This is a genomic window from Bartonella sp. AA168HLJHH, from assembly GCF_042197365.1.
Lineage (GTDB): Bacteria > Pseudomonadota > Alphaproteobacteria > Rhizobiales > Rhizobiaceae > Bartonella.
Map to the genome: position 1 here is coordinate 208,533 of NZ_JBHIRS010000001.1, position 17,818 is coordinate 226,350.

The following is a 17,818-nucleotide window of genomic DNA, read 5'->3' on the forward strand; positions in this document are numbered from 1 at the left end:
CAGGAGTTTGCGTACTTAGACCCTGCCCCATGGGCATTTCTGAACCAGGTGCTTGATCTACAGGAGTTTGCGTACTTAGACCCTGCCCCATGGGCATTTCTGAACCAGGTGCTTGATCTACAGGAGTTTGCGTACTTGCACCTTGCTCCATCGAAACCTCTGAGCCCTGTATCTTTTCTGGCTGTTTTCTTACGGAGATATCTTTGTTTGATAACTGCTCAGACACTGAAGAATCATCTCTACTTGATATTTCCGGTTCAATAACACGTCCTGAACCACCCATCATATTATAATTCAAATGAGAAATAGCCCACCAAGTTCCCCCAATAATAACAAAAACGCAAATAGCAGCAAACCACAACGCGCTTAAATTCCACTTGGCGTCTGGACCAGAATTCAAGTGCAAAAAGAAAACAATTTGTACTATAATCTGAATAATCGCCATCCCAATAAGATACGCAACCTTTGTACTAACTGCCCAACTTTCCATCATTCCATACATCACAGGAATAAAAGAACCCAAAGTGAAAAATACAGCTAGAATAAAACCAACCAAATAGGAACCAGTACTGGGACCATGTGTTTCATTTTGCACGCTCATCACAACGCTCCTAATAGATAAACCATGGTGAAAACACCAATCCATACAATATCAAGTAAATGCCAAAAAATGGAAAGACATGCTAAACGTGTTTTATTGTTCTGATCCAAGCCATTACGACGAAGATGAAAAAACATCACAACCATCCAAAGAAGGCCAACACTTACGTGAAGTCCATGGGTGCCAACCAAAGCAAAAAATGCTGACCAATAAGCAGAGAGAATTTCCCGTCCAAAAAGCTGTAAACCTGTTGCAGGATCAATACCCGCATAAGCATTTGGATCAAAATAAAAAACCTCACTCAAAAGTTCATGAAATTCGTAAAGTTCCATACCAATGAAGCAACACCCCAATACAAAGGTAATAGCCATCCATAAACGCACACCACTGATGTTATTTTTATGTGCTTGTACCATTGCAAAGCCATAAGTGACGGATGAAAACAACAAGAAAGCAGTCTCAACCAAAACAAACTTTAAATCTATAAACTCACTGCCCGCTTTACCACCACCATAAGAAGCAGAAAAAACAGCAAAACTTGAAAACAGTGTCGAAAACAGGATTAAGTCTGAAAGAATATAGACCCAAAAACCAAACGTCATTACCGAGCTACTATCGTGGTGAAGTTCATCTATAGTACTCGCGTTATTCATTGTTACAGCACTCATACTGTCACTCCTTGTTCTTTAAGAACAGCTGTAAAGGCATCTTCAGTTTTTTGCACTTCTTCAGCTGGAATATAGTAACCATGATGATCACCTGTTAATGAATGACACACAAGCGTTGCAATAAAACCAATCAGTCCAACAGCAGCAAGCCACCAAATATGCCAAACAAGTGCAAAACCAACAACTAATAAGAAGAATCCCGCAATAATTCCAGCCGATGTATTCGACGGCATATGAATTTTTGTGAATCCACTTGTCGGACGTTGATAACCACTTTTCTTCATATTCCAATAAGCATCATCAGACTGTATCTTTGGAAGGAGGGCAAAATTGTAGGCAGGAGGCGGTGAAGAGGTAAACCATTCAAGTGTACGTGCATCACCCCAAGAATCATTCAACGTTACCGGTAGGTGACCTTTATGCTTAATACCATACCAAATCGCCAAAACAACCTGTAACACAAAACAAAGGATACCAAGCAAGATAATAAAAGCACCTAGAGCAGCAATAATAAACATCGGCTGCCAACTAGGTTCCATGTAATGCTGGAGACGACGTGTTGCACCCATTAAACCAAGCGCATAAACAGGGAAAAACGCAAGGTAAAAACCAATAAACCAACACCAGAAAGATGCAATACCTAATATGCGATTTGGTTTATAACCAAAAACTTTTGGAAACCAAAAAGCAAGCCCTGCTAAATAAGCAAAAACCACACCTCCAATAATTGTATGATGGAAATGCGCTATCAAAAAGAGCGAATTATGAAACTGCCAATCTGCAGGAACAATAGATAATAAAACACCAGTTAACCCACCACCAACAAACGTAAAGATCATTCCCATGCACCAAAGCATTGGAGGCTCAAAGCGAATCCGACCTTTATACATCGTGAGCAGCCAATTAAAGACTTTTACACCTGTTGGAACTGCGATGATCATCGTAGCAATACTAAAGAAGGTATTTACAGCTTCACCACCACCCATTGTAAAGAAATGATGTCCCCAAACAAGAAGCGAAAGAATCAAAATAACCACCATGGCCCATATCATGGAAGTATAACCAAAGAGGCGTTTTGAAGAAAAAGTTGAGACAACTTCAGACACAATGCCAAAAGCAGGAACAACCAAAACATACACTTCAGGGTGACCAAAAACCCAAACATAATTAATCCACACCATTGGATTTCCACCACCAACGTTAGTAAAGAAATTCATGTTCAAATAACGATCACATGCCAAGAGCGCAAAAGCAACAGTTAAGACAGGATAAATAACTACAATAAGAACATTGCTGACAAAAGCGCTCCAACAAAAAATAGGCATTTTCATCATTGTCATTCCAGGAGCACGCATTTTAATCATCGTTGCAATAAAATTCACTGATCCCATTGTTGTTGCAATACCAGAAAGCTGAAGAGACCATAAATAATAATCTACCCCTGTATCTGGACTCGTTTGTAATTCTGTAAAAGGTGGATACATCAACCAACCACCCCGACCAAAATTACCAACACCTAGGGATATATTAATCAAAATCGCCCCAGCTGCCGTAATCCAAAAACCCAGATTATTTGCAAAGGGAAAAGCAACATCACGCGCACCAATTTGAAGCGGTATCAGATAATTAAAAAGACCAAATAAAATAGGCGTAGCCATGAAAAAAATCATGATCGTACCATGCGCCGAAAAAATTTGATCAAAATGCTCAGGAGGTAAATAACCTGCTGTTTCACTCCCAAGAGCTAAAGCTTGATGCGTTCGCATCATAAGTGCATCCGCAAAACCGCGAACAAGCATAATAATTCCAAGAACGATGTACATTATGCCTATGCGCTTATGGTCAACAGTTGTAATCCAATTTCGCCATAAAATTCCCCACCACCCAAGCGCTGTCAGAGCAACGACAGCAATTAAACCAACCAAAACAATCGCAATACATGTATACAAAACGATCGGTTCATGTGCAAGCGCATGAAAAGCACCTGCCGTAGGATCTGTAAGTCTTCCAAACATTTCTCAACCCATTTCAAATGAAATTTAAGTTTAAAAGAAACCTTATATTAAAAATATTAAAAGGGCTCTTTCTCTATTGACCCTTTAAATAACATCAGGATCAAATACTGAACACAGTGCACCCCATAGCGTCTGAGCAGCAGCACGTTTCATTAAATCTTCATTACACACCGTCTTTTCATCGACACATCGATTAACAACACGATAGTAAAGCCGCTTCTCAACAGGTGCAAAATAACGAACTTCAGCATCTTTTTCCTTCGCAGCAATATCACCCATACGAGGCGCAATAGAAAGTTGACGATAAGATGTACGATCAAGTAATCGACCATTAGCCCGAGCTTTTACAATCCAATCCTCAAAATCCCGCGAAGACACAGAATGCCACTTAAACCGCATACCCGAAAAACCATCACCACTGTAATTTGCTGAGGTCCCTTTGAATACTCCTTGCTCTTCAGCGACCAAATGCAACTTAGCATTCATCTGCGGCATAGCGTAAAGAACTGTACCCAATTTGGGAACCCAAAAAGCATTGACAGAATTCTCTGACGTCAATTGCAATAAAACTTGACGTCCTTCAGGCGCATAAATCTCATTAATCGATGCAACACCGTATTCAGGATAAATAAAAAGCCATTTCCAATCAAGAGCAATAGCATCAATCTGTAATGGCTTTCCTTCACCTACAACTTCCACTGGAAGAGGATTTGTAGGTTCAAGCTTATAGGTATAATAAGCTGTTAATGAACCTAAAACCATTACAATTACAACTGGAATACCCCACATCAATGCTTCAATTTTATTTGAATGTGCCCAATCAGGAGAATAGTCCGCTTTCATATTCGATGCACGATATTTTATAGCTAAAAATACCACACTTACCATAACTGGGATAACAATACAAAGCATCACCACCACACAAACAACGATCAAAATGAGCTGTTGACGTGCAACATAACCTGATGGCTGCATAACATCAATTTTACAACCAGACAAAAGCAGTGCTCCCCCTAAAATCACAAGCATTTCTAATTGTCTAACAAAGCTTTTCATCTCTATTTACCCCCGTCATACGCACTAAAAACTGTCATAAATATATACCTCACATTGTACAGATTTGAAAATAATTATCAAGAGAATTAAATGCCTATATTACTCTTATTAAACGCTTACTCTTTACCTATCACAATTTAATTGTTTTGCTTAATTGTTTTGCAATATACTCAAGTGCAAACCGATATCCATCACCTCCACACCCAGTTATGATAGCGTCTACACCTGCAGATGTATAAGAATGGTGACGAAAAGCTTCACGCTGATAAATATGAGATAAATGAACTTCTACTTTCGGCCCTGAAAACATTTTTAGGGCATCAAGAAGTGCAACAGATGTATGACTGTAAGCCGCTGGGTTAATGATCAATCCAGAACTTGCCTCTATTGCTTCTTGTATCCATGCCACTAATTGCCCTTCATAGTTACTTTGATAAAAATTTATTATAATATCATTTTTTTTTGCCCATTCTCTGCATCTTTTTTCAATATCTTCTAGAGTTTCAGTTCCATAAATTTCTGGCTCACGTTGACCTAGAAAATTTAAATTAGGACCATTTAAAATCGTTATTATCTCTGACATAGCAAGCCTTTTCTTTCAGACCTATCACTTATTAAAAAAATATTTAGCATGTTTTTACGGCAATAAAGCTCCATCCTTAATCTCAAAGAATTCTGCGCGTCCTTTTAAGGCATCAAATAAAAGACGATCTGTTCCTGTCATAAATGTTTGTACAGCTAAATCATCAAGAATATCAAATAGAGCAGCACGTCGATGCGAATCAAGATGGGCAGCCATTTCATCAAGAAGAAGAATGGGAGATCTTTCCGACATCATACCTGTTAGACGTGCATGACACAAAACTAAACCTGTTAGCAGCGCTTTTTGTTCACCTGTTGAACAAGATGTTGCTGCTCTATTTTTATCAGCATAAAAAACCTGCAAATCTGCACGATGTGGTCCTTCTAACGTCCGACCAGCAGCACGATCCATTGCGCGATTATGCCGCAATCGATCACAAAATTGTTCTTCAACTTCAGTTGCTGATATTTCACTAAGAGCTGTTTCTAAAAAACCATCAATTTGCAAAAAAGCTCGTGGAAAAGGTATCTGTGAAGGCATTTGTGTAAACATGTCATTTAAAAGACGAATAACATCAACACGCGCCGCAGAAATAGCTGTCGCCAATTCTGCCATTTGCTTTTCTAAAGCATCAAACCAAGCACAATCTTCATTTCCATCTAAAAACAAACGATTACGTGCGCGCATAGCTCTATCATAATCGGCTATGCGGCGCCTATGCAAGGGATCAATCGCCAAAACCATACGGTCCAAAAAACTACGGCGCTCAAGTGAAGGACCTGTAAAAAGACCATCCATAGACGGTGTTAGGACACTAATATGACAATAATCTGTTAGGCAATCACTCGACTCATTCACACCATTAATATGGACCTTTCGACTGTTATCGCTAACCTCAAAAGCTGTACCAATCTTTACTTCACCATAAAGAGCGCATTCAAGACGCGCAAATACAACAAATCCTCCACCACCACCATCTACAAAACTAACGTCAGAATAAACAGCACGCCGCAAACCACGACCAGGAGAAAGAAAAGATAACGCCTCTAAAAGATTCGTCTTACCAGCACCATTATGCCCAGTAAAAACCACATGCTGACCAGAAAAATGAATATTGAAAAAAGAATAATTGCGATAACGTAAAAGCTTCAGCTGTCTCACTGCCACTTTGTGCACATGACTGGCTATGCATTGCAAAACAACTGCCCCTAAACGCGAATAGGCATCAGTACATAGAGCACATCCGCATCATCATTATCACGAATCAGAGCTGGTGCTCCAGCCTCAGCCAACATAAAAACCATCTCATCACTTGAAAGCTGCCCAGCAATATCCAAAAGATAACGTGAATTAAATCCTATCTCAAGCGGTTCAGATGCATAAGTTACTGATAATTGATCTTCTGCACTGCCCGAATCTGGGCTATTAACAACAAGCCTTAACTGTCCATGCTCAATCGTTAATTTAACTGCACGCCCCCGATCACTTGAAATCGTTGAAACACGATCAACTGCAGAAGAAAAGTCCTGCCTATTAACAATTAATTCTTTATCATTTCCAAGAGGGATAACACGTTGATAATCTGGAAATGTTCCATCAATTAATTTTGATGTAAAAATCACAGAGCCTATAGAAAAACGAATTTTTGTCTCCGAAAGCTCTATACATACATCGCTATCATTTTCTTCTGAAAGAAGTTTTTGCAATTCTCCTACAGCTTTACGGGGAACAATAACACCAGGCATTCCCTCAACTCCCGAAGGAGCTTCCATCTCAACTTGTGCCAAACGATGACCATCAGTTGCAACCAAACGCAATTTCAAAACACCATCATTAATAATATGGAAATAAATACCATTAAGATAATAACGGGTTTCTTCAGTAGAAATAGCAAATTGTGTACAATCAAGTAAATGTTTTAAGCCTGATGCCGATAGAGAAAAACGATAACCAAATTGCCCAGGAAGAGACTCTGGAAAGTCTGCCCTCGGAAGACATTGAAGCTGAAAATGTGCACAACCCGAAACAATGGACATTGTACCTGCTTGATTCTCATCGAGGGATAATACAACTTCATTGCTATCAGGAAGTTTTCGAATGATATCATAGAGCAAATGTGCCGGAACAGTTGTTGCTCCAGCTTGTTTAACATTAACTGCAAAAGATTCCATAACCTCTAAATCAAGGTCTGTTGCTTTTAACTGTACACGGCCATTTTCTGCATCAATCAACACATTCGATAAAATAGGAACAGTATTACGGCGCTCTACCACACGGTGAACCCGACCAAGAGACTTGAGAAATTGACTGCGATCAACTGTAATACGCATAAAAGCCCCGTATGATTTACTAAAAACTATAAGAATTCCTTAGAATTAAAGAATAGATCCCTTTAGAGAATCGCCTGCTAGAGTTTATTAAACCTCTCTTAAAATGACAAGTCACTCCTGCATAAGAAAAAATAAATCTTTTCATTAAATTCTTTAAAGTCTCTCCAAAGAAAGAAACGATAAACACTATACCGCCTGTTCTCCAATCAACCGCTTAAGCAACTCAAGTTCCTTAGCCAAGGTCTGATCACCACAAACCAAATCTTCAATTTTACGCACAGCGTGTAAAACTGTTGTATGATCTCGCCCACCAAAACGGCGCCCAATTTCTGGTAATGAGCGAGGAGTTAATACTTTTGCTAAATACATTGCAACTTGCCGTGGCTTCACAACCGTACGTGTTCGACGATTAGATAACAAGTCCTGTTTAGAAACATTATAATGGCGTGCTACCGTACGCTGAATTTCTTCAATCCGAATACGCTTAGGTTCACCAGGACGTGTCAAATGACCTAATAATTCATCAATCCGCTCTAAAGATAAATCAGACTCAAAAGATTGACGAAACAAGAGCTGATTAAACGCACCTTCAATATCACGCCCCGACCCTAAAACCGTTTTCGCAATATATTCCAAGATATCATCAGAAATTGATACCATGCCATCATCTTGTTGTGCCACCTTCAACCGCTGGCGCAACATTTGCAAACGCATTTCATAATCTGGTGCTTCAATTTCAAGAGCTACCCCTCCCTGAAGACGAGAGCGAACGCGAAGATCAAGCGATTCTAATTCTGCTGGTGGACGATCTGCAGCGACAACAACCTGTTTTGCACTATCAAGTAACATATTAAGCAAATGGCAAAACTCATGTTGTATCGACTTACCCTGCAAAAACTGCATATCATCAATAATCAAAAGATCGATATCACGAAGCTGTTCTTTAAAAGAAAGAGCATCATTATCACGAATAGCTGTTGCAAAACGCCACATAAAATATTCAGCAGTTAAATAAATAACGCGCACAGACGTTAAACGCTTCAATGCAGAAGCAGCAATCGCTTGAAGCAAATGTGTTTTTCCTAAGCCAACAGATGCGTGAATAAAAAGAGGATTAAAACGTAAGGCACTTTTATGCCCCTCTGCAATGGAACGCGCAGCTGCTAAAGCAACACGATTAGAAGCCCCCTCAACAAAACTTTCAAAAGTATAGCGAGAATCAAGTGGAGATCCAAAAACTCCCGTTTGAGAATTCTTAACTGAATGCTCTGCGCAACTTTCAACAAACGATGAAGTCGCCTGCTCCTCTAGCACAACAGGAGGAACACTTCTTTTACAAACGACATCTCTTGAAACGCGTTCCATACCACGAACAATAACTTCAACACGAAGAATTGCTGAATTCTCTTGTTTCCATAAATGAGTCAAAAGAGAACCATAGTGATTATTAATCCATGAACGTAAAAAAGCAGTAGGAACAGAAAGCTTTACAAGAGTATGACTATATTCAGCAAGCTTCACACGTCCAAACCAACTGGTATAAGCCTCAACACCAACCTGCACCTTTAATTGCGCCATAACACGTATAAAAGCCGCCGCACTTTCCTCCTCTGAAACAATAGAATGCCCTATAGAAGCATTTCTACAAACGTTCTCATCACTTTCCGTCATCCTATTCTTTATTATGTTCTCTGCCGACAGGATATTTACCGAAACCCTTTTAAAGGAACTAGCTTTAGAGTTCAATTTATCCACCATCTTCCATCCTGATAAAAATAAAATTTTGTCCTGCCAAACAACTAAAATAAATCTAGCGAAGGCAAAACGCCCTACCCCAAATAAGATTACTCACCCTCCCCTAGGATAGCCTCATCACAACCCCACTAACAAAGATGACCAATAAGATTTATTTGCACTCATGATATGACCCACCCTTCTAAAATGGTAAACATATCCATTAAGAAAACTAAAAAACCGTCAGAAAACCTCTCCAACACAAAAGTTTCGAAAAGCCTAAATCAAAACATCTTGTATTCAACAAAATACAGAATAATGCGCTGATGTGACCCCTTCATGCTTCTTAGTCTTCATAAGAACCATACAAAACAGCAGAGGTAAAATGCAAGAGGTCAAAATAAAATCAAAAAACCCAAAAAAAATGCTTATATTAATGAGGACTGAAAAAAATATTGATTCAATTCATTTTTTTTCTCTAAATTTACCAATAATTAAAGAATCTCTTCAGATTTAAAAAAAAAAATAAAATGCTTGACAAAAAAGACTCTGTACAAATCCACAAAGCTTGTGGATAACCATACCTCCCCCTATAAACTTTCTCTCCTTTTTCAAGTGGAGAATCATTATCGATTCTTATTTTCAATAGAAACTTTTTGAAATAATAAACAAAAAGCCAGCATCCTCATGGATACTGGCTTTGTTCTCAATTAAAGGAGAAAAGCTTAAACGCTGAGAGCCTTCAAACGTTTAGCTAAACGTGATACTTTCCTCGCAGCAGCATTTTTATGAAAAATCCCTTTAGAAACTGCACGCATAATTTCAGGCTCAAAATTCTTAAATGCAATCTCTGCAGATGCCTTATCCCCACCCGCTAAAGCGTCATCAAACTTACGTATAAAAGTACGAACGCGTGAACGGCGGGCCTTATTAACCTGTGTGCGCGCCGCAACCTTGCGCACCGCTTTTCGAGCAGAAGGTGTATTCGCCATAAATATAATCTCTCTTTCAACACCTTGGTAAAATGAGTCTCAATAACAACTCTACCAATATAAATAAATCCAACCCAAGCAAAACTATAAAGCTGCCTATAACCGTGTGGATTATAGCGCAATCCTAAAGCTAACGTCAATTAGATTTTCAAAGATAGCCATAAAAAAACGAAGCTAAACTCTTTGATCCGCAACTTTATAGCTTAATAATAGATATTCCTTAACAAACAAAAGAATTTAAACGGCTAACTTACGCAAGACATATTGCAAAATTCCACCATGATGCAAATAATCTAGCTCATCTTCAGTATCAACACGGCATAATAATGGAACGGTTTTTACCGTACCATCAGAAAAAGTAATTTTCGCTACAGTCTTTTGACGAGGTTTCAAGTTATGAATCCCTTCAATTGTCACCTTTTCATCTCCCTTTAAGCCTAAAGATTTCCAACTTAGCCCCTCCTCAAAGACAAAAGGGACAATGCCCATACCAACAAGATTAGAGCGATGAATCCTTTCAAAAGACTGCACAATCACTGCTTTGACACCAAGAAGATTGGTTCCCTTGGCAGCCCAATCGCGGGATGATCCATTACCATATTCAATACCTGCAAAAACAACGAGTGGAATACCTTCTTGTTTATACGCCATTGCTGCATCGTAAATAGTTTGTTCTACCGCTGACGGATAATGAACCGTATAACCTCCTTCTCGACCATTTTCCCCTAACATGAAATTACGAATGCGAATATTGGCAAAGGTCCCACGCACCATAACTTCATGATTCCCACGACGCGTTCCATACTGATTAAAATCAGCCACTTTAACACCATGATCCATTAAATATTTTCCGGCAGGAGAAGCTGCTTTAATAGAACCAGCAGGAGAAATATGATCCGTCGTGATTTTATCACCAAATAAACCTAAAATCCGTGCATCTTTAATATCTGGTAAGATATCAGGTGTTTTCTGCATATCATCGAAATAAGGTGGATTGCGTACATAAGTGGATTGCTCATCCCAAGAATAGGTAGAACCCGTAGGAATCTGAACTTTTTGCCAATTTTTATCTCCCTTAAAAACATCTGCGTACTTTTCGGCAAAAACCTTCCGCGTGACATTTTTTTCGATAAACTCCTGTATTTCTTGAGAAGTTGGCCAAATATCTCTCAAATAAATGGGGTGGCCATTTGAATCTTCACCTAGAGGCTCCTTGGTTAAATCTTTACACACCGTCCCGATGAGCGCATGTGCAACAACTAACGGTGGTGAAGCTAAATAATTCGCTTGCACATCAGGGGAAACACGCCCTTCAAAATTACGATTTCCTGAAAGAACCGCAGATGCAATTATACCATTGTCATTAATCGTTTTGGAAATAGCTGGATGCAAAGGACCAGAATTCCCAATACATGTTGTGCACCCAAATCCTACTAAGTTAAATCCTAATGCATCTAAATCTTTTTGCAGACCCGAATTTTGAAGGTAAGCTTCAACGACTTGTGAACCAGGTGCAAGAGAAGTTTTTACCCATGGTTTACTCCTAAGACCCTTTGCCACAGCATTTCGTGCCAAAAGACCCGCAGCAATAAGAACACTTGGATTCGATGTATTCGTACACGACGTAATCGCAGCGATCACCACATCACCGTGACCAAGCGTATATTCTTCACCTTCAACCTGATAACGCTTATCTTGTCCAGAAGTCTTCTTATAGTCTTCGACCAATGCCTTCTCAAAACCCTGCCCAACATTTTCCAATGCAATACGTCCTTCAGGACGTTTAGGACCAGCCATAGAAGAGACAACGGTTCCCATATCTAATTCAATTGTATCACTAAAAATGGGATGAGCCACCATTTCATCATGCCACATCCCTTGTGCTTTGGTGTAAGCCTCCACTAAGGCAATCCGACTTTCATCACGCCCTGTCATATTGAGATAACGCACTGTCTCCTTATCAATTGGGAAAAAACCACACGTTGCTCCATATTCAGGTGCCATATTTCCAATCGTTGCCCGATCAGCAAGCGTCATATGCTCCAAACCAGGACCAAAAAACTCAACAAATTTACCGACAACACCCTTCCGACGTAGCATTTGGGTCACCGTTAATACGAGATCGGTGGCTGTTACACCTTCCTTAAGTTTACCTGTTAGACGAAAACCAATCACTTCAGGTAACAACATAGAAACAGGTTGGCCTAACATTGCTGCTTCTGCTTCAATACCACCAACACCCCAACCTAAAACCCCTAAACCATTTACCATAGTCGTATGCGAATCAGTTCCCACACAGGTGTCAGGATAAATCGTCTCACAGCCCTCTTCATTCTTCATCCATACACATTGTGCTAAATATTCTAAGTTAACCTGATGACAAATCCCTGTTCCTGGAGGAACAACGCGAAAATTTTGAAAGGCTTGTTGCCCCCATTTAAGGAAACGGTAGCGTTCACCATTGCGTTCATATTCATGCTCAACGTTTTCCTTAAAAGCCATGGAATTGCCAAAAGCATCAACAATAACTGAGTGATCAATGATGAGATCAACGGGAATGAGAGGATTGATTTTTTCAGCGTTACCACCAAGTTTAACCATAGCATCACGCATTGCAGAAAGATCAACAACTGCTGGAACACCTGTAAAATCCTGCATAAGAACACGTGCAGGACGGTAAGCAATTTCTGCCCCAGCGCTCCCTTTGTCGTTTAACCACTTAGCAACATTGAAGATATCCTCTTTTTTAACTGTGCGACCATCTTCGAATCGCAATAAATTTTCGAGAATAACTTTCATCGAAAACGGTAAACGAGAAACACCTTCAAGTCCGTTCTTCTCCGCTTCAATCAAGCTATAATAAGTATATTCTTTGCCACCAACATTTAATACTCTACGACAATTAAAGCTATCAATTTGAGTCATGACTGTCCACCCTCATACTATAACCACCCAATTTCCAGGAATGAACAACACAAACTACGAGTCAAGGTCGCAGCTTGAGCGCAGACGCAATTACCTCCGCCATCCATTTCCCCTCCACCCTCTAGGCATAATGCGGAAATCAGCGCCAGAAACCATTTTACACCAGATATTGATGCAAGGTATCCCTTATAGAACTATTTCTAGAACTATTCTAGGTACAATTGCATAAAAAATGTGTTTTTTATTCTATAATGCAATAAAGAATATGAAAATAAAAACAAAATAGGCAATCACATGGTGTTATCAGGCAAAGATTTAGCCGCTTACAGAAACGAGGAAATTCTGTTTCAAGGTCTTTCTTTTTGTTTATTTTCACAGCAACTTATGACAATCACCGGTCCTAATGGTATCGGAAAGTCTACATTACTCCGAATCATTGTCGGTCTTCTTGAAGCTGCTGAAGGTCATATAATACTTAAAGACCATGATCAAATATACCCTGTTGCAACTGCTTGTCATTATCTTGGTCCTCAAAATGCTATGAAACCTCTCTTATCTGTCATTGATAATTTGCAATTTTGGGCAGATTTTTACGGTCAACATTTACGTTTTGCGCATGAAGCTCTTGCCGATATTGGTCTTTCTAACCTTGAACATTTACCCTTTAACGCTCTGTCAACTGGACAACAAAGACGCGTAGCTATTGCTCGCCTTTTGCTCTCCTATCGTCCTCTTTGGATTTTAGATGAACCAATATCTGGGCTTGATAACCATGCTCAAAAACTCCTTGCTCGTATTTTCCAGCGTCATCTCAATCAAGGTGGTATGATTATCGCTGCAACTCATAATTCCATAGGCATTCCAGAAAACCATAAAATCGCTCTGGAAAAATTTTTACCTCTCTAGGAGAGAATAAAATGAAAGCACTGTTCTGGCGTGATCTTAAACTATTATTAGCGCTACAAGCCACTTCACTAACAGGATTATTGTTTTTTATCGCTGTTGTTGTCATAACCCCCTTTGCCATTGGACCAGATCCCAAAACTCTTGCACAAATAGGACCAGGTATATTGTGGTTTGGGGCCCTTCTTGCAGGACTCCTCAATCTGAACAAACTTTTCCAAATCGATCGCGATGATGGTAATCTCGACCAATTTATCCTTTCAGGAAAAAGACAAAGTTTTACACTAATTGTCTTTACAAAATGTCTTGCCCATTGGGTAGGAACAATGCTTCCTCTTATTTTTGCCACACCTATTTTAGCCCTCATGCTCCATTTAGATGTAGTAATAACTTTTACAACAATACTTACCCTTTTATGCGGAACACCAGCTATTATTTTTATTGGTGCTATAGGCGCTGCACTCGCAACCTCATTGTTGCACAGTACTTTGCTTATTTTTATCATTATCTTGCCGTGGATCATTCCAATTATGATTTTTGGTGTTTCCGCTGCTACAGCCCCAATAAACCCAAATACCTCTTTTCTCACTTCTCTAGCTCTTCTCAGCGCTTTTTCACTTCTTTTGAGTCTCTTTAGCTCTTTTGTTGCTGCGATAACGCTTAAACTTTTATCAGAATAATAAAAGATGATTGCCGCATAGCAAAACTCTGCCTATTATGAATTTTATGAATAAACTATCTCGTACATATAAAATCAGGTTACTCCCTGCAAGTTTCACCCTTTTCATGAAAATAAGCAGAGTCGTCTTACCTTGGTTGGCCGGCATAACATTGTGTTTCCTTATCTTAGGGCTTATTCTAGTGATGCATTCCCCTGATGACTATCAACAAGGCATTACTGTTAAGATTATGTACCTTCATGTACCCTTTGCGTGGTTGTCTACATTCTGCTATGTAACGATGAGTGCAGCGGCTTTAGGAAACCTGATTTGGAAATATCATCTTGCTGATGTAGCACTTAAATGTGGAGCGCCTATTGGGGCAATTTTTACCGCCTTGGCTCTCATGACAGGAGCGCTTTGGGGGCGACCTACATGGGGAACATGGTGGGTTTGGGATGCACGATTAACATCAGTTTTAATTCTGCTTTTTATCTATCTCTCCATTATCCTGCTTGGGCGTGCTTTTGACAACCAAGTAAAAGCCGCTCGTGCTACTGCAATTCTTACACTTGTTGGATTTGTTAATATCCCTGTTATTAAATTTTCCGTTAATTGGTGGAATACATTGCATCAACCAGCATCATTGTTACGTGCTGGAGGATCAACAATCGACAATGCTATGTTATGGCCCCTTATAACAATGCTCTTTTGTTTCATCTTTATGTTTATTGCTCTTTATTTGATGGCTATGCGAAATGAAATCAATCGTCATTATATCCGAATACTTCAGATTAAAAAATCCCGTCGTGCACAACAACAGGACGCTTCATCATGCTCGACCTAAATGGCATCCACGGCGGACTTTTAGGAAATCTATCTCAGAAAATTGATTTTTTCCTGAGCACCCTTAAACACGAGCAAATTGTTGTTTTAAGCTATGTGCTTTCTGCAATATCCCTCTTATGTCTTATTGGATATATTCTTTGCAAAGCCCTATACCAAAAAAAAATTCTCCAACAGCTAAACAAAAAAGAGCTGTCCCAAAAAGAAAAGTATAATGAAAAACATCCCTCTAAAACTTAAAAAAAATATATCTTTACCTGTTCTGCTTGTTTTTTTTGGACCATTTGTGCTTTTTCTTCTTCTCATGATGTTTTTTTTCAACTTTATGGATAAAAAACACCTTCAAGATTCTTCTCTTCTCCCAAACGCATTGGCTGAAAAACCTGCTCCCAATATTCATCTTCCTCTTCTTGATAAAGAAAGTTATCTCAATTCAAAACAGTTTAAAGGACGTGTTACATTGGTCAATTTTTGGGGCTCTTGGTGTTTGCCCTGTCGCGAAGAGCATCCTATTCTTATGCAAATTGCACAAGATAAACGTTTTGATCTGATTGGTATTAATTACAAAGACAATAAAACAAACGCCCTGCGCTTTTTAAACAGTTTTGGTAATCCTTTTAAATTTATTGGCTTTGATGTTTCAGGATATACAGCTATTGACTGGGGGGTGTATGGACCACCAGAAACCTTTCTCTTGAATAAAGAGAGTATTATTATTGCCAAACATGCTGGTCCCTTAACATGGCAAATTTATCAAAAAAAAATTCTACCAAAAATTGAACAAGCGATTATGACAGAAGACAAATAAAATATCGACATATTGATTTTAAATAATTTTTACCATTTTTATCTATTAAATGAAAACACCGAATACTATGAGATTTTTTCAAATTTCTTTATGTTGAATTAAAAAAATGTTTAAGAAAAGGCTAAAAATACTTTTTATGAATCATCTAAATATGAAAATAATTGGCAATATTTTAAGTTGAAAAATATAATAATGCAGACTTGTAAGTAAAAACATCCAGTTTTACCACGCTATGTATGCCGTTTTATAGAGCACCACCATTTTTACGCTTAATATAAATAGCAAGCTATTATCACCACACATTTTGCCAGCTCTTGGGTATTACGACATAGCCTTGGCACTTGAGACGATTCAGAAGGATTTTTACACCTTTTTTCGTGTTTTACCCCCACGCCAGCTCTGCTTGTAACGTGCAAGCAAGTGATTTTAATTGATGCAATATAAAAGAGATTTGCCATGAGAGAACTTTACAATATTCTGGACTCTCATTCAACATGCAAAACGATAAATTACTATTATAAATCAATATATTGAAGGTACTGTATGATATTAATACTGATTGCAAAAGAAAGATCATTGGCATACATCGAAAAAAGCTAAAGAAAGAAATATTCTAGAAGTTCATATGAGCTTATGCGTAAACTTTTATGACGCAAATAAAATAGGCTTTTGTTGCAATCATCATTTTTTAATGAAAAATGTTTGATTATGTTTTTTCTTCCAAAAATTCTTGCGCTGTAAAACGATACATTTTTGAGCAAAATTCACATGTAACTGAAATATATTTATTTTGAACCATTTTATTGCGTTCATCAATAGAAAAGCCTTCTAGGATTCCTTTAATTTTTTCGTGTGAACAAGAACATTGATCAACAAGAGAAAAAGGGTTAAAAACTCTAACACCTTGTTCATGAAAAAGACGGAACAAGAGCTGTTTACTACCGACCTGGGGATCTGTTAATTCTGAACTTTCAATCGTTTTCATGAGTATTTTAGCTTCTTGCCATTGGTTATCCAATTGGATATGAGTTTTCGTTTCTTCTCGCTTGTGATGAGACGATGATTGGGGCAAAAGTTGGGTCAAAATACCTCCAGCTCGCCAGCTTTTCTGCGGTTTTCCTTGTTGGTCACGATTAATTAATATAGCAACAGCCAAACGGATATCGGTAGGAATTTGTTCTGATTGATCAAAATAAATACGAGAAGCTTCTTGTAAATTTGATCCATCTAATGCAACTATCCCTTGATAGGGTTGCATATGGGGACCTTGATCAATTGTGAAAGCTAAAGTGCCTTTTCCTAAAAGTATTTCTGAAGAGATTTGATTATTGTCTATGGCTTGTTTAAGCTGTTCTTTATCAAAACGAGCGTATCCACGTAAACTGGAAGGAGGCGAAAAATCGCACACCAACATATTAACTGGTCCATCGGAATGAGTTTGTAAAATAAATTTTCCCGTAAGTTTTAGAGAAGTTCCAAGCAGAACCGTTAAAAGTAAAGCTTCTGCTAGAAGATAAGAAACCGGTTCAGGGTATTGATGTCTTGTGAGAATAGAATTTAAAGTTTCCCCAAGTTGTACGGCACGTCCACGGATATCAAGTTCTTCAACTTGAAAGGGAATAACACTATCATCTTCATGCAAGAAGTTGTTGTTGAGAGAGGCTTCATCTTTAGCTTGTTCACTCATAGCTTTGCCTT

At 38.7% G+C, this 17,818-nt stretch carries 16 protein-coding genes; 5 read left to right on the forward strand and 11 right to left on the reverse strand.

What is annotated here, in order from left to right:
- The 10 genes from cyoD to acnA form a co-directional block, all read right to left on the reverse strand.
- Positions 1–601: cytochrome o ubiquinol oxidase subunit IV (cyoD, locus tag ACFINM_RS00835; protein WP_375640007.1), on the reverse strand; the 601-nt coding region annotated here is incomplete at its 3' end.
- Positions 601–1,269 (reverse strand): cytochrome (ubi)quinol oxidase subunit III, encoded by a 669-nt coding sequence (locus ACFINM_RS00840; protein ID WP_375617543.1) that lies wholly within the window; start codon positions 1,267–1,269, stop codon positions 601–603. The genes ACFINM_RS00840 and cyoD, both read right to left, overlap by 1 nt.
- Positions 1,266–3,284, reverse strand: a complete 2,019-nt coding sequence (gene cyoB / locus ACFINM_RS00845; protein WP_375639690.1) for a cytochrome o ubiquinol oxidase subunit I — start codon at positions 3,282–3,284, stop codon at positions 1,266–1,268. Before cyoB ends, ACFINM_RS00840 begins: the two co-directional genes overlap by 4 nt.
- A gap of 84 nt (positions 3,285–3,368) precedes the next feature.
- The gene (cyoA, locus tag ACFINM_RS00850; RefSeq protein WP_375639695.1) at positions 3,369–4,340 is read right to left on the reverse strand and encodes a ubiquinol oxidase subunit II; all 972 of its coding nucleotides are present in this window, start codon (positions 4,338–4,340) and stop codon (positions 3,369–3,371) included.
- 130 nt (positions 4,341–4,470) lie between these two features.
- Positions 4,471–4,923, reverse strand: a complete 453-nt coding sequence (gene aroQ, locus ACFINM_RS00855; RefSeq protein WP_375611431.1) for a type II 3-dehydroquinate dehydratase — start codon at positions 4,921–4,923, stop codon at positions 4,471–4,473.
- 54 nt (positions 4,924–4,977) lie between these two features.
- Complete coding sequence (recF, locus tag ACFINM_RS00860) at positions 4,978–6,111, reverse strand: DNA replication/repair protein RecF (RefSeq protein WP_375640011.1); 1,134 nt, start codon at positions 6,109–6,111, stop codon at positions 4,978–4,980.
- 20 nt (positions 6,112–6,131) lie between these two features.
- On the reverse strand, positions 6,132–7,253 hold the full coding sequence (dnaN, locus tag ACFINM_RS00865) for a DNA polymerase III subunit beta (protein WP_375620838.1): 1,122 nt from the start codon (positions 7,251–7,253) through the stop codon (positions 6,132–6,134).
- A 186-nt stretch (positions 7,254–7,439) separates the two neighbouring features.
- Positions 7,440–9,011, reverse strand: coding sequence for a chromosomal replication initiator protein DnaA (gene dnaA, locus ACFINM_RS00870; RefSeq protein WP_375620839.1), 1,572 nt, complete (start codon positions 9,009–9,011; stop codon positions 7,440–7,442).
- A gap of 701 nt (positions 9,012–9,712) precedes the next feature.
- Positions 9,713–9,979, reverse strand: coding sequence for a 30S ribosomal protein S20 (gene rpsT / locus ACFINM_RS00875; protein WP_375620840.1), 267 nt, complete (start codon positions 9,977–9,979; stop codon positions 9,713–9,715).
- A 237-nt stretch (positions 9,980–10,216) separates the two neighbouring features.
- Positions 10,217–12,904 (reverse strand): aconitate hydratase AcnA, encoded by a 2,688-nt coding sequence (gene acnA, locus ACFINM_RS00880; protein WP_375639699.1) that lies wholly within the window; start codon positions 12,902–12,904, stop codon positions 10,217–10,219.
- Positions 12,905–13,198: 294 nt separating this feature from the next.
- On the opposite strand from acnA, the gene ccmA reads away from it, so the two are divergent.
- Genes ccmA through ACFINM_RS00905 form a run of 5 tightly spaced genes read left to right on the forward strand, consistent with a single transcriptional unit; the run spans position 13,199 to position 16,120 of the window.
- Positions 13,199–13,810 carry a heme ABC exporter ATP-binding protein CcmA gene (ccmA, locus tag ACFINM_RS00885; RefSeq protein WP_375611428.1) on the forward strand — a complete coding sequence of 204 codons (612 nt, stop codon included), beginning with the start codon at positions 13,199–13,201 and terminating at the stop codon, positions 13,808–13,810.
- Between the two features lie 11 nt (positions 13,811–13,821).
- Positions 13,822–14,487, forward strand: coding sequence for a heme exporter protein CcmB (gene ccmB / locus ACFINM_RS00890; protein WP_375611427.1), 666 nt, complete (start codon positions 13,822–13,824; stop codon positions 14,485–14,487).
- A 46-nt stretch (positions 14,488–14,533) separates the two neighbouring features.
- Positions 14,534–15,313: a heme ABC transporter permease gene (locus tag ACFINM_RS00895; RefSeq protein WP_375611426.1), complete on the forward strand. Its 780-nt coding sequence runs from the start codon at positions 14,534–14,536 to the stop codon at positions 15,311–15,313.
- Positions 15,301–15,552 carry a hypothetical protein gene (locus tag ACFINM_RS00900; protein WP_375612828.1) on the forward strand — a complete coding sequence of 84 codons (252 nt, stop codon included), beginning with the start codon at positions 15,301–15,303 and terminating at the stop codon, positions 15,550–15,552. Before ACFINM_RS00895 ends, ACFINM_RS00900 begins: the two co-directional genes overlap by 13 nt.
- Positions 15,527–16,120, forward strand: coding sequence for a DsbE family thiol:disulfide interchange protein (locus ACFINM_RS00905; RefSeq protein WP_375620841.1), 594 nt, complete (start codon positions 15,527–15,529; stop codon positions 16,118–16,120). The genes ACFINM_RS00900 and ACFINM_RS00905 overlap by 26 nt, the downstream gene beginning before the upstream one ends.
- Before the next feature lie 706 nt (positions 16,121–16,826).
- On the opposite strand, the gene ACFINM_RS00910 is transcribed toward ACFINM_RS00905, so the two are convergent.
- The gene (locus ACFINM_RS00910; protein WP_375620842.1) at positions 16,827–17,807 is read right to left on the reverse strand and encodes an Hsp33 family molecular chaperone; all 981 of its coding nucleotides are present in this window, start codon (positions 17,805–17,807) and stop codon (positions 16,827–16,829) included.
- Positions 17,808–17,818 lie beyond the last annotated feature (11 nt).